This is a genomic window from Desulfovibrio piger ATCC 29098 (assembly GCF_000156375.1).
GTDB lineage: Bacteria > Desulfobacterota > Desulfovibrionia > Desulfovibrionales > Desulfovibrionaceae > Desulfovibrio > Desulfovibrio piger.
The window spans coordinates 180,640-193,265 of sequence record NZ_DS996351.1; the positions used below are offsets into that span (position 1 = coordinate 180,640).

Consider the following 12,626-nt stretch of genomic DNA (forward strand, 5'->3'; position numbering starts at 1 on the left):
GGTCTGCTCCTAAAGAAAACCGTTTTGCAGTAAAAATTCCTTGTTGATGCCGCTGCTCTTCTGCGGCGCGGCGGGCCCGTCGGCCTGGCACTGCATGATGCGGCGCACGTATTTGCCGATGAGGTCCGTCTCCATGTTCACGCGGCTGCCCGGGCGCCAGTGCAGCATGGTGGTGCGTTTCTGGGTGTCCGGGATGACGTTGACGGTCAGGAAATCCTTGCCGCAGGCATTGATGGTCAGGCTGATGCCGTCCAGCGTGACGGAGCCCTTTTCGATGACTTCCGCCGCGAAGGCCGGCGGGAAGGCCAGCGTGCAGCGCAGGGAGGAACCGGCCTGTTCCACGGAACGCACCGTGGCCACGCAGTCCACATGGCCGCTGACCAGGTGCCCGCCCAGGCGGTCGCCCAGGGCCAGGGCCCGTTCCAGGTTGACCAGATCGCCCTTGCGCAGGTCGCCCAGGGTGGTGCGGGAAAGGCTCTCGCCCGAAGCATAGACGGTGAAGGTGGAACCGCTGTGCCGTTCCACGGACAGGCAGGCGCCGTTATGGGCGATGGACTCCCCGTCCACGATATTTTCCAGAGGGAAGAGGGGGCGCACTTCCATGCGGCACTCCTGGCCGCTGCGGCGCAGGCCCACGATCTCGCCCTGTCCCTGGATGATGCCGGTAAACATGGTCTACTCCTGAGGAATGGCCGGACGCAGCTGCAGGTGGACGTCGCCGTCGCACAGGGTCGTGCGGCAGACGCGCAGGTCCAGGGCCTCGGCCATGGTGAGGGGGCTGCGGCCGTCGAACAGGGGCGCGGCCTCGTTGTCGCCCAGGATGCGCGGCGCCAGATGCAGCAGAAATTCGTCGGCAAAGCCCGCTTCCAGCAGGGAAAGGGCCAGATGCCCGCCGCCTTCGCAAAGCACGTAGGGGCAGTGCAGTTCCTCGTACAGCATGTGGAACATGGCCGGGAAGTCCGGGCAGCCGCGCTGTCCGGGGCCCAGGGCCAGCACGCGCACGCCCATCTGGCGCAGGGCGTGGGCCGCCGTGGAAGCCGCCGCCGCAGGCGAGCAAAGGAAGACCGCCTGATGGGGACGCTCCTTGAGCAGGTGGATGTCGCCCGCAGGATTGGGCAGACGCGAGGTCAGCACGCAGGCCAGCGGCTGCTGTTCCACCGTCTCGCCGGGGATGCGGGCCGTAAGGCAGGGATTGTCGGCCCGGAAGGTGCCGCCGCCCACCAGCACGGCGCCCCCGGCACGGCCGATGCCGGCACGCAGGCGATGCACCAGGGCGCGGGAACCTTCGCTGCTGACCCAGCGGGAGTGGCCGGTGCGGGTGGCGATGCGTCCGTCCATGGTGGCGGCCATCTTGAGGATCACATAGGGGCGGCCCTGCTGCCAGGCCAGGAAATCGGCCACCTGGTCGCGGCATTCCTGCTCGCAGACCGGGCCGATGACTTCCACACCGGCGGCACGCAGGCGTTCGGCGCCGCCGGCCGCCTTGGGGGTGGGGTCGTACAGGCCGATGACCACGCGCTTGATGCCCGCGGCCAGCACGGCTTCGCTGCAGGGCGGGGTCTTGCCGTAATGGTTGCAGGGCTCCAGCGTGACCACCAGGGTGCACTGGGCGGGATCGATGCCCTGACGCTGCGCGTCGCGCAGGCACTCCACCTCGGCATGGGGCTGCCCGGCGGCATGATGCCAGCCGCGCGCCACCACCTGACCGTCGCGCACCAGCACGGCGCCCACGGTGGGGTTGGGGCAGGCGCTCCAGCGGCCGTTCTCGGCCAGGGTCAGGGCCTCACGCATGAAGGGGGCAAAAATGTTCTCAGACATGCTGCGGTCCTTTGAGCATGTCGGGCGAGAAGGGGATCTGCTCGAAGGTCACGCCGGCTTCGCTGAGCATGGCCAACCCCAGTTCGTCGGGATAATGCTCGCTGTACCAGATATGCTTGATGCCGCAATTGATGAGCATCTTGCTGCACATGGCGCAGGGGAAGGTGGTACAGTACAGTTCCGCCCCGGCGATGCTCACACCGTGCACGGCGGCCTGGATGATGACGTTCTGTTCGGCGTGCAGGCCGCGGCAGATCTCGTGGCGCTGCCCGGAAGGGATGCCCATCTGTTCGCGCAGGCACCCCGTCTCCAGACAGTGGCGCACACCGGAGGGCGCACCGTTGTAGCCGGTGGCCAGGATGTGTCTGTCCTTGACGGCGATGGCGCCCACCTTGCGGCGCAGGCAGGTGGAACGCTCGCGCACCAGATAGGTGATGCTCATGAAGTAATCGGGCCAGGGCATTCGTTGCATGACAGTACTCGCAATAAAAAGTTGGACTACCTTACACGCAGCCGGGGCAAAAGCCAAGCCCGCCGGTGGCAGGGACCACGGACGGAAAAGGCCGCCAGAGGCGGCCTTTCCAAAAGGGGGCTTTTCCTGAGGTGTCCGTCATGCGGCAGCGACCGGCAGGTCGGGGCCGCCGGCGGGCGCGGCGGAAAAAAAGAGGGAGGGCCCGCCGCCCCGCAGGGGACAGCGGCGCCCTCCCTCCCTGTCGTGCATGGTTACCAGGTGAACAGGGGATAGGCGCGGGCGAATTCCTCCACGCGGCTGCGGATGGCGGCCAGGGAGGCAGGTTCGTTGCGCTTTTCGATGGCTTCCACGATGAAGGCCGCCACCTGGCGCATCTCGTCTTCCTTCATGCCGCGGGTGGTCAGGGCAGCGGTGCCCAGACGCACGCCGGAGGTCACGAAGGGCGAGCGTGTCTCGAAGGGGATGGTGTTCTTGTTGACCGTGATGCCGGCGGCATCGAGGGCGTGTTCGGCATCCTTTCCGGTCACGTCCTTGTTGGTCAGGTCCACCAGCATGAGGTGATTGTCCGTACCGCCGGACACCAGCTGGAAGTCGGCATCGATCAGGCACTGGGCCAGCACGGCGGCGTTCTTGACGATCTGCTGGCTGTAGGTCTTGAAGCCGGGGCGCAGGGCCTCGCCGAAGGCCACGGCCTTGGCGGCGATGACGTGCATCAGCGGGCCGCCCTGGATGCCGGGGAAGATCTGGCTGTTGAGGCTCTTGCCGCGGGTCTCGTCGGAGAGGATCATGCCGCCGCGGGGACCGCGCAGGGTCTTGTGCGTGGTCGTGGTGGTGATGTGGGCGTACGGGATGGGGCTCTCGTGCAGACCGGCAGCCACCAGGCCTGCGATGTGGGCCATGTCCACCATGAGGACGGCACCCACTTCATCGGCGATGGCGCGGAAACGGGCGAAGTCGATCTTGCGGGGATAGGCGCTGGCACCGGCCACGATGGCGGCGGGCTTGTGCTCGCGGGCGATACGGGCCACTTCGTCATAGTCGATGCAGCCGGTTTCGCGGTTCACGCCGTAGAAAACGTTGTTGAACAGCTTGCCCGAGAAGTTGACGGGGCTGCCGTGGGTCAGATGGCCGCCATGGCTCAGATCCATGCCCAGGATGGTGTCGCCGGGCTTGAGGAACGAGAAGTAGGCGCCCATGTTGGCCTGGGAACCGGAGTGGGGCTGCACGTTGGCGTATTCGCAGCCAAAGAGCTTCTTGGCGCGTTCGATGGCCAGGTTCTCGGCGATGTCCACGTATTCGCAGCCGCCGTAGTAGCGCTTGCCCGGATAGCCTTCGGCATACTTGTGGGTCATCACGCTGCCCTGGGCCTCACGCACGGCCGGGGAAACAAAGTTTTCCGAAGCGATCAGTTCCAGTTTGGTGACCTGACGCTGGGATTCCAGGATGATGGCCTGGGCCAGCTCCGGGTCCTGAAGCAAGATTTCGTCCATTCTACCGCTCTCCCTTTGAGGCTAGTCGTTCCACTTCTTCAGGATCAGGCTGGCATTGGTGCCGCCGAAACCGAAGGAATTGCACATGGCGTATTCACAGGGGATATGGGCGGAACCGCCGGCCATGTAATCCAGATCGCAGTTGGGATCGGGATTTTCCAGATTGATGGTACCGGGCAGCCAGCCGGTATGCAGGGCCATGGCGGTGAACACGCTCTCCACACCGCCCGCGGCACCCAGCAGGTGGCCGGTCATGGACTTGGTGGCAGAGATCTTGATCTTGGAAGCGTGCTCGCCGAACACCAGCTTGATGCCCTTGGTCTCGGTCTTGTCGTTGAGCTGGGTGGAGGTGGCGTGGGCATTGATGTGCCCGATGGCCTCGGGGGCCAGACCGGCGTCACGCAGGGCGTTCTGCATGGCGCGGGCCATGCCTTCGCCGGAATCGGCGGGAGCGGTCATATGGAAAGCGTCGTCGGAGGCGCCGTAGCCCACCACTTCGGCGTAGATCTTGGCGCCGCGGGCCTTGGCGTGTTCCAGTTCTTCCAGCTGCAGCAGACCGGCACCTTCACCGATGACGAAGCCGTCGCGGGCGCCGTCGAAGGGACGGGAAGCCTTGGCGGGATCGTCGTTGTAGTGGGAAGAAAGGGCCTTCAGGGCCGTGAAGCCGGCCACGCCCAGAGGCGTCACGGTGGCTTCCACACCGCCGGTGATGGCCGTGCTGATGCGGCCCAGCAGGATCTCGCTGAAGGCGGTGCCGATACCGTGGATGGCGGAGGCACAGGCGGTGGTGGTCACGATGTTGGGGCCTTTGGCGCCGGTGAAGATGGCGATCTGGCCGGGACCCATGTTGGAGATGAGCATGGGGATCAGGAAGGGAGAGACCTTGCCGGGACCACCCTGCAGCAGCTTGGCATGATAGGTCTCGATGGTCTTCAGACCTCCCAGGCCGATGCCCAGGATGACGCCCACGTCGTAGGCGTTGTCGTCATTGATGACCAGGCCGGAGTCTTTGAGGAGCTGCTGGGCGGCCACCACGGCGAACTGGGTGAAGCGGTCCATGCGGCGGGCCTGTTTGGCCGGGATGAAATCTTCGGCAACGAAGTTTTTCACTTCGCCGGCAACGCGCGAGTCATAGTCGGTGGCATCGAAAAGGGTGATGGGGCCGATACCGGATTCGCCGGCAAGCAGGCGCTTCCAGGTGGTTTCAAGGTCATTGCCCAGAGGGGTGATGGCGGAAAGACCAGTGATGACAACGCGCGGACGACTCATGGATACTCCTTGGACAGGCGGGGTCTTGTGCCTGGAAAAAATCTCGTGTTGAGGCCGGAAGGGGAAAAACGCACCGGGCAAGCCCGGTGCGTTCCAATTTTTCCGGCAGACAGGGAAAAACTTAGCCCTGCTTGCTTTCGATGTAGCTGATGGCGTCCTGCACCTTCAGGATCTTCTGGGCGTCGTCATCGGCGATCTCGATGTCGAATTCTTCTTCCATGGCCATGATCAGTTCGGTCAGGTCCAGGGAGTCAGCGCCCAGGTCTTCCACGAAGGAAGCTTCGGGCTTCACTTCTTCAGCGCTCACACCCAGCTGGTCCACGATGATTTTGGTCACTTTGGCTGCAACTTCAGACATGGTTATCCTCCAACTCGCTTTGTGTTTTCCGGTAGCGGGAGCGGCAGCGTGCGCGGCCGCAGTTTTTAGCAGTACATGCCGCCGTTGACGGCCAGCACCTGGCCGGTGATGTAGGCAGCCTTGTCCGAAGCCAGGAAGGCCACGGCATCGGCGATCTCCTGGGCGGTGCCCATGCGCTTCAGCGGGATGGCGGCTTCGTAAGAGGCTCGCACATCGTCGCTCAGGGCGGCGGTCATGTCGGTTTCGATAAATCCGGGGGCCACGGCATTGACCGTGATCTGGCGCGCGGCCAGCTCCTTGGCGCAGGACTTGGTCAGACCCAGCAGGCCGGCCTTGGCGGCGCTGTAGTTGGCCTGGCCGGCGTTGCCCATCTGGCCCACGACGGAAGAGATGTTCACGATGCGGCCGTGACGGGCCTTGGTCATGATCTTGGCGGCTTCGCGGGTGCAGATGAAGGCACCGCGCAGGTTGATGGTGATGACGCGGTCGAAATCGTCATCCTTCATGCGGACCAGGAAGCCGTCCTTGGTGATGCCGGCATTGTTGACCAGCACGGCCAGATTGACCTTGCCCTTGATATGTTCGGCAAAAAAGGCAGCCACGGCCTCGCCGTCGCCCACATTGAGGGGCAGGGCCAGGGCACGACCGCCGGCAGCCTCGATCTCCGCCACGGTCTTGTCGGCTTCTTCGGGACGGCTCACATAGGTGAGGATGACCTGATAGCCGTCACGGGCCAGGGTCAGGGCAACGGCGCGACCGATGCCGCGGGAACCGCCGGTAACCAACGCGGTAGGAGTGGTGGAATCAAGATTGCTCATGATGCTGCCTCAATGGATTTTATGATATAGCAGAAAAGGGCCGAGTTCAACGTCGCGGCGGCCTAGAACTGCAGCAGGGCCGCGCCCCAGGTCAGGCCGCTGCCGAAGGCGGTCACCAGCACGCGGTCCCCGGCCTTGATGCGGCCCTGGGCCAGAGCTTCCACCAGGGCCAGCGGCACGGAGGCGGAAGAGGTGTTGCCGTATTCGGCCACGTTGGTGAACACGTGATCCAGATCGATCTTCAGGCGGCTGCCCACGGCCTCGATGATGCGCATGTTGGCCTGGTGGGGCACGAAGAGATCGACATCGGCGGCCGTGAGGCCGTTGCGCTCCAGCAGTTCCTGGCAAACGCCGGACATCTGGCGCACGGCATGCTTGTAGACTTCACGGCCCTGCATGGAGATGAAAAAGTCGTCGCCCACGGGATCGCCGGGCTTGTACTGGCAGGTGGTGCCGCCGCCCACGATGATGAGGTCATGCAGGCTGCCGTCGCTCTTGCAGATGCTGTCCTGCACACGGGCCAGGGCGTTCTCGGGATCGCTGTTCAGGATGCAGGCGCCGGCGCCGTCACCGAAGAGCACGCAGGTGCTGCGGTCGCTCCAGTTGACGCGGCGGGTAAGGGCCTCGGTGCAGACGAAGAGGATCTGGGAAGCCGGGTCCTGGCAGAGCAGGGCGTCCGCCAGATGCAGGCCGTACAGGAAGCCGGAGCAGGCGGAGCCGAAGTCGAAGGACATGGCCGGGCCGGCACCGATGTTGCCGCCGATGATGCAGGAAAGCGAGGGGCTGAGGTGGTCCGGCGTACAGGTGGCCGTGAGGATGTGGGTCAGCTTGGCAGCATCGAGACCGGCATCTTCCAGCGCCTTGCGGGCGGCATGGGTCCCGAGGTCGGAGGCGTTCTCTTCCTGAGACAGACGGTGGCGACGCTTGATACCGGTACGGGTGGTGATCCACTCGTCGTTGGTCTCCACCAGTTTGCTCAAATCGTCGTTGGTCAGGACCTCGGCGGGGACGTAGCTGCTGAGGGCGTGCAGATAGCAGTTTGGCTTCATAGAGATACCCGTGGCTTAAATGGCGCGTGAGAAGCGGGTGAGTTCCTCGTTGGCCAGGATGGTTTCGGCAAGACGGTCGTTGGTGCCCTTGCGCACAAAGGTACCGGCCATCTTGATGGCATTCTGCATGGCTCGGGCGCTGGAACGGCCGTGGCAGACGATGGCCAGACCCTGCAGGCCCAGAAGGGGCGCGCCGCCGTATTCGGCATAGTCGATGGTGGTGGCGAACTTTTTGAAGGCGCCCTTGGCCAGCATGCCGCCCAGGGCGGGCAGGAAGCCGGAGGTAAACAGGCGCTTGAGCATGCGGACCAGGGCCGAGGCCAGGCCTTCGCTCATCTTGACCACCACGTTGCCCACAAAACCGTCACAGACCACGACATCGATATCGCCCGTAAAGATGTCGCGGCCTTCGGCATTGCCCACGAAGTTGAGGTTCTGGGCGAGTTTGAGCAGTTCGTAGGCTTCCTTGACCTGGCTGTTGCCCTTGCCTTCCTCTTCGCCGATGCTCAGCAGGCTGACACGCGGGGCCGCATAGCCCAGCAGGTCACGCGCGAAGGCGTCGCCCATGAGGCCGAACTGGAAAAGATGATAGGGCCGGCAGTCCACATTGGCGCCGGCGTCCAGCACGACCACGGGATTCTTTTCCGTGGGCAGCAGGGCAGCCAGCGCCGGGCGTTCGACGCCCGGCAGCCGACCCATGATGAACATGCCGCACGCGACCGTGGCACCGGAATGTCCGGCGCTGACCACGGCTTCGGCCTTGCCGTCCTTGACGAGACGGCAGGCCACCTGGATGGAAGCGTTTTTCTTGCGGCGAAGAATGTCCGAAGGCTTTTCATTCATGTGCACCACATCATCAGCCTGGACGATGTCGAAATGCACGTTGGCAAGGTCGAGCTTGGCGAGTTCCGCTTCTACCTTGGGGGTATCCCCCACAAGGAGGACGTGCAAGTCATGAAGCCTGGCGGCGTCGATGGCACCAGGAACAACCACGGAGGGGCCAAAGTCCCCTCCCATGGCATCAACGGCTATGATGGGGCGCGCGTTCATTACTCAGCTTCGGTCTTGGCGATCACCTGACGGCCCTTGTAAGCGCCGCAGTTGGGGCACACGCTATGGGGCACGGTGGGCTCGCCGCAGGAGCAGTAAATGACGGTGGGGGTGGCCACGCGGTCGTGGGAACGACGCATGCCCTTGCGGGAACGGGACTTTTTGTTTTGCTGGACAGCCATGATGTTCTCCTTCTCCGAGAGATCGGAAATGATATGCTTTTTGGGCGTGAGTGACCCTATGGGCCAAGCTCAAGAGGCAAGAGCCTAGCAGAAAAAAATTTTGATGTCTAGTTTTTGCGCAACTTCAGCCCGCGCAGGACGGCCATGCGCGGATCGCCCTCTTCCGGGGCGCACTGGCAGGGGCCGTCATTGAGGTTGGCACCGCACTGGGGGCACAGGCCTTTGCAGTCGGGGCGGCACAGGGGATTGACCGGCAGGGCCAGGACGAACTCTTCCCAGCAGATGGCGCCCAGATCGAGATACGACACGCCGTTCTCCACCACGACGCGACTTTCCAGCAGGTCTTCGCCGGTGGTCGCGGCCTCTTCGTCTTCGGGTTCGGCGGCGGTCTCCTCAAAATTTTCAAGATGCGAATCCACGGTCACGGTCACGTCTTCGGCGCAACGGTTGCAGGGCAGCACCACGGTACCGGTGATGCTCCCGCGCACCAGATAGCCGCCTTCCAGGGGCATGATGCCGAGCTCGGCCTTCAGGGGATCGATGATGCGGCAGTCCATCTGGAATTCGGCCAGCGGTCCCTGCCAGATGGCGGGATCGTCCAGCGTCATGTCCTTGCCGGAAGGGGAAATCTCACTGAGCGGGATACGATAGTTCTGCATGGTCACCTCAATGCGGCCTTCTTACTCGGCGCTCAAGCCTGTGTCAAGCCCGGAAGGGGCGGTGTCACAGGCCTTTGCGCGGCTCAGGCCACGCAGGAGAATATCAGCATCCCGGCCAGGGCCACGAAGACCAGACCGGCCACACGGTGCATGAGCATCTGGCCGCGCGGCGAGCTGTTGAACCAGTGGGCCAGGCGGCCGCCCAGGGCCGAGACGGCCGTGAAGACGATGAAGGCCGCCAGCATGAAGAGCAGGCCCAGTTCCATGACCTGCAGGGCCACGCTGCCGCGCTCCGGCGCGCAGAACTGCGGCAGGAAGGCCAGGAAGAAGAGCGTCACCTTGGGATTGGTGATGTTCATGATGACCCCGCGGCGGTACAGGCCCCAGTAGCCCAGGAAGCGGCTTTCCTGCAGATGGGCCATGCTGGCCCCGGCCCGGAAGGAGAGCCAGGCCAGATAGAGCAGGTAGGCCGCCCCGACGATGGTCAGCAGGGTGAAGGCCAGCGGCGAGGTCATGAAGATGCCCGCCACGCCCACGGCTACTATTGTTGTATGGAAGCACAGGCCGGAGATGAGCCCCAGGGTGGTGGCCACACCGGCCCGCATACCGTACAGGGCGGACTGGGTGAGGACGAAGATGATGTCCGGTCCCGGAGCAAGGGCCAGCATGAGGGCAGTAGCGAAAAACGTCAGGACAGTATCCAGGGGCAGCATTGGGGAAACTCTTTCAGGGCCTGTTCCTTGCGGGAGCGGGGCAGTCGTTTGATGTGATATTCCAGGCGCAGGGCCTCCTGCCGGGACGTGCAGGCCCGGGAAAGCAGCAGGGCAACCGGCCTGCGCGGGCGCGTGTAGCGGGCCCCGCCGGGCAGACTGCCGTTGTGCTGGGCCAGACGCCGGTCAAGGTCGGTGGTCACGCCGCAGTACAGGGTGTCATCGGCGCAGCGCAGCAGATAGACATGCCACGTGGCATCACTGGAAGCCACCGGAAAGCCAGCCTACCAGCAAAAAGCTGATGGTCCAGCTGAGGATGCGGCCGGGCCACGGGTTGGGGGGATTGCCCGCCAGCATGGAGCGCATCTCGCGCATGGAGTTGAGGACGGAGCCGATGGCGTGGAAGACCATGAAGCCGATGCTGGCCAGCAGGCCGAACTGGATCCCGGCGATGATGATCAGCGCCAGGGTGATGCCGGGCGCAAGGCCAGCCTGCCGGCTGCCGCCCGAGGTCCAGATGGTCTGGAAATGCAGGCCGCCGTTCCAGGGGCTGCGGCTGCCGCGGAACTGTTCCTGGCCGTAACCGCCCCGGCAGGAGTGCCCGTAAGGGCCCTGGCCCCTGCCGTCGTCACAGCCGTCGTGGATGATCTCGGCCTCGATGACGCGCTCGCCATCACGGGACTGGCCGTTGTCGCTCCGGGGAGAGGGGTATCTGTTCTGGGGATCGGGATTGAAGGGGGACATGATACTCCTGTATCAGGTAGGAAGGTTATAGCGGGCGGCCATGGCCCGCAGCACGCCCCTGCCCAGGCAGCGGGCGCGTGAGGAGACGTGGTCCAGGGGCACGTGGTCCAGCGGTTCGATGTCGCACACCTTGGCCCCCGCGCGCACCGGAAGACCGGAACGCAGCAGGCCGCGCAAACGGCCGGACAGGGGCGCCGTGACGGGGACACCGTCCACCCGGCCCACTTCCCGCCCCTGAAGGACATGGCCACCCAGGGACAGGGGGCTGGAGAAGATGCCCGCGCACGGGGCACGGCCCACGCGCTGTTCGGTGCGGCCGTGTTCGCAGGGGATGCCGGTATCGGCAAGAGCTTGTCCCCGCCAGAGGCAGCGGCCCATGTCCGGGCCGAAACTTTCGATGACGCAGTGGACGTCCCGTCCGGCTTCGATGCCCGGGCCCAGGGCGATGACCAGGTCCGCCATGTCCGGGGAAAGGCCGCGGCCCTTCTTGCTCATGGTGGCGTCCACGAAGACCTGCGGGCAAAGCTCGCGCAGGCTCGCGCCGTCCTCGTCCACCAGCAGGGGCAGACCCCCGTCCTGCCAGAGGGCACGGCAAGAGGGCACATCGGGGCACAAGCGGGCTTCGAGCCCTTCCACCCGGGCCACGCCCTCGAAGACCGCCTCGGAAAAGACCACGAAACGGCGGATGGCACGCGGTCGGGCGCACTCCAGCAGCACGAGCCTGTGCAGGCCCGCGCGCCACAGCTCCAGGGCCACACCGGTACCCATGTCTCCGGCGCCCCGGATGACGACGAGGGGACAGAATCCTTTTTGCATCATGACAAAAATGCATCTTGCCGGGCCAGTCGTCAAGGGCCGGTGGGCGCGTGGACAGGAGGCTTGTGTCCCGCCGGGCGGCGGCGTATGGTGGCATGCACGCGTGTCCCGGACTGATGCCGGACGAGGAAACGACACGCAAGGAGAGATCATGAACAAGATACTCGCGACAGGCCTGCTGGGCCTTGCCCTGGTGAGCGCCATCCCTGCCGTGGCCGCGGACAGCAAGGCGGACAAGACCTGGCAGGAAGCCTGGACGGCCTACAATATCGGCCAGTACAAGAAAACGCTGCGCCTGTTGCAGCCCCTGGCCACGGAAGGCGATGCCCGCTCGCAGGTACTGCTGGGCCGTTGCTACGAGAACGGACTGGGCGTCCCGCAGGATCTGACCACGGCCTTCAAGTGGTACATGCTGGCGGCGGAACAGAACGATGCCGAAGCCCAGACCCTGGTGGCCTATATGCTGCGTTCCGGTGCGGGCGTCCCGCGTGACACCAACGGCTATCTGCAGTGGATGCAGCGTGCGGCCCAAAGCGGCTATGCCGAGGCCCAGTTCAATATGGCCCTGATCTACGCCGACGGTGAACTGGTGACCAAGGACCCCGAACAGAGCTTCGACTGGGCCAAGCGTGCCGCCGAACAGGGCAATGGCCAGGCCCAGCGTTTCCTGGGCGCCTGCTATGAAGTGGGCTTCGGCGTACCGGAGAATGCCACGGAGTCCGCCCTCTGGTATGCCAAGGCTGCCCAGCAGGGGCTGGAGCGGGACGGCAGCATCTTCTCGCACATCCGTCAGTATCCCAAACCGTAACTTTTGCCGCCTGTCGCCGGCCTGCGGCACGACCGTACGCCGCAGCCGGAGCCAGACGGATAAAAAAACAGGGCCTGCCTCCCTTTCCCGGGGAGACAGGCCCTGTTTCATGAGCGATCGAAAAAACGGTGGCGAGCCAGCATATCTCATGCGCGCCGGAGGGCGCCCCGTCCCGGGCTGCCTGATTTGTCGCGTGGCGCATCGCATGCGCGGCGGCAAGGCGACGTAATCTTTCCGAGAAGCATCCTTTCTTGCCTTCAGGCCAGCAGCTTCCCTTCCCGCGTTATACCGGGGGACGGTGAGTCGCGCGCAGCCTGCGCGACACAAGACCTTGCAGTGATCCGGTCAAAAGTTTTTGGCAGGGATGGGGGAGTTTGAGGGGG

The 12,626-nt window shown here is 64.7% G+C and carries 16 protein-coding genes; 1 reads left to right on the forward strand and 15 read right to left on the reverse strand.

Translation table 11 applies throughout. The annotated features are described in order from the left end of the window. Window positions 1-9: 9 nt before the first annotated feature. From DESPIG_RS00785 to yqeB, 15 genes are all read right to left on the reverse strand, one after another. Window positions 10-672 carry a riboflavin synthase gene (locus DESPIG_RS00785; RefSeq protein ID WP_006003826.1) on the reverse strand — a complete coding sequence of 221 codons (663 nt, stop codon included), beginning with the start codon at window positions 670-672 and terminating at the stop codon, window positions 10-12. A 3-nt stretch (window positions 673-675) separates the two neighbouring features. Next, window positions 676-1,818, reverse strand: coding sequence for a bifunctional diaminohydroxyphosphoribosylaminopyrimidine deaminase/5-amino-6-(5-phosphoribosylamino)uracil reductase RibD (gene ribD / locus DESPIG_RS00790; protein WP_006003827.1), 1,143 nt, complete (start codon window positions 1,816-1,818; stop codon window positions 676-678). Continuing rightward, a complete protein-coding gene (locus DESPIG_RS00795) occupies window positions 1,811-2,290 on the reverse strand; it encodes a deoxycytidylate deaminase (RefSeq protein WP_040368923.1) in 480 nt (159 codons plus the stop codon). Before DESPIG_RS00795 ends, ribD begins: the two co-directional genes overlap by 8 nt. A gap of 251 nt (window positions 2,291-2,541) precedes the next feature. After that, window positions 2,542-3,780 carry a serine hydroxymethyltransferase gene (gene glyA / locus DESPIG_RS00800; RefSeq protein WP_006003831.1) on the reverse strand — a complete coding sequence of 413 codons (1,239 nt, stop codon included), beginning with the start codon at window positions 3,778-3,780 and terminating at the stop codon, window positions 2,542-2,544. Between the two features lie 21 nt (window positions 3,781-3,801). After that, window positions 3,802-5,049: a beta-ketoacyl-ACP synthase II gene (fabF, locus tag DESPIG_RS00805; protein ID WP_006003833.1), complete on the reverse strand. Its 1,248-nt coding sequence runs from the start codon at window positions 5,047-5,049 to the stop codon at window positions 3,802-3,804. A 121-nt stretch (window positions 5,050-5,170) separates the two neighbouring features. Further along, a complete protein-coding gene (gene acpP / locus DESPIG_RS00810; RefSeq protein WP_006003837.1) occupies window positions 5,171-5,407 on the reverse strand; it encodes an acyl carrier protein in 237 nt (78 codons plus the stop codon). Between the two features lie 65 nt (window positions 5,408-5,472). Beyond that, entirely contained in the window at window positions 5,473-6,225 is a 753-nt protein-coding gene (gene fabG / locus DESPIG_RS00815; protein ID WP_006003839.1) for a 3-oxoacyl-[acyl-carrier-protein] reductase, read from the reverse strand. 62 nt (window positions 6,226-6,287) lie between these two features. Then, window positions 6,288-7,274, reverse strand: coding sequence for a beta-ketoacyl-ACP synthase III (locus tag DESPIG_RS00820; protein WP_006003840.1), 987 nt, complete (start codon window positions 7,272-7,274; stop codon window positions 6,288-6,290). 15 nt (window positions 7,275-7,289) lie between these two features. Next, window positions 7,290-8,324, reverse strand: a complete 1,035-nt coding sequence (gene plsX / locus DESPIG_RS00825) for a phosphate acyltransferase PlsX (protein WP_006003842.1) — start codon at window positions 8,322-8,324, stop codon at window positions 7,290-7,292. Further along, on the reverse strand, window positions 8,324-8,506 hold the full coding sequence (rpmF, locus tag DESPIG_RS00830; protein ID WP_006003844.1) for a 50S ribosomal protein L32: 183 nt from the start codon (window positions 8,504-8,506) through the stop codon (window positions 8,324-8,326). The genes plsX and rpmF overlap by 1 nt, the downstream gene beginning before the upstream one ends. 107 nt (window positions 8,507-8,613) lie before the next feature. After that, complete coding sequence (locus DESPIG_RS00835) at window positions 8,614-9,165, reverse strand: YceD family protein (protein ID WP_006003846.1); 552 nt, start codon at window positions 9,163-9,165, stop codon at window positions 8,614-8,616. Window positions 9,166-9,248: 83 nt separating this feature from the next. Continuing rightward, a complete protein-coding gene (locus tag DESPIG_RS00840; RefSeq protein ID WP_006003848.1) occupies window positions 9,249-9,878 on the reverse strand; it encodes a LysE family translocator in 630 nt (209 codons plus the stop codon). Further along, complete coding sequence (locus DESPIG_RS00845; RefSeq protein ID WP_006003850.1) at window positions 9,854-10,147, reverse strand: GIY-YIG nuclease family protein; 294 nt, start codon at window positions 10,145-10,147, stop codon at window positions 9,854-9,856. The genes DESPIG_RS00840 and DESPIG_RS00845 overlap by 25 nt, the downstream gene beginning before the upstream one ends. Next, on the reverse strand, window positions 10,134-10,619 hold the full coding sequence (locus tag DESPIG_RS00850) for a hypothetical protein (RefSeq protein WP_006003852.1): 486 nt from the start codon (window positions 10,617-10,619) through the stop codon (window positions 10,134-10,136). Before DESPIG_RS00850 ends, DESPIG_RS00845 begins: the two co-directional genes overlap by 14 nt. Window positions 10,620-10,631: 12 nt before the next feature. Beyond that, on the reverse strand, window positions 10,632-11,438 hold the full coding sequence (gene yqeB / locus DESPIG_RS00855; protein WP_006003855.1) for a selenium-dependent molybdenum cofactor biosynthesis protein YqeB: 807 nt from the start codon (window positions 11,436-11,438) through the stop codon (window positions 10,632-10,634). Between the two features lie 148 nt (window positions 11,439-11,586). Here yqeB and DESPIG_RS00860 point away from each other — a divergent pair, with 148 nt between their 5' ends. Next, window positions 11,587-12,243, forward strand: coding sequence for a tetratricopeptide repeat protein (locus tag DESPIG_RS00860; RefSeq protein WP_006003856.1), 657 nt, complete (start codon window positions 11,587-11,589; stop codon window positions 12,241-12,243). Window positions 12,244-12,626 lie beyond the last annotated feature (383 nt).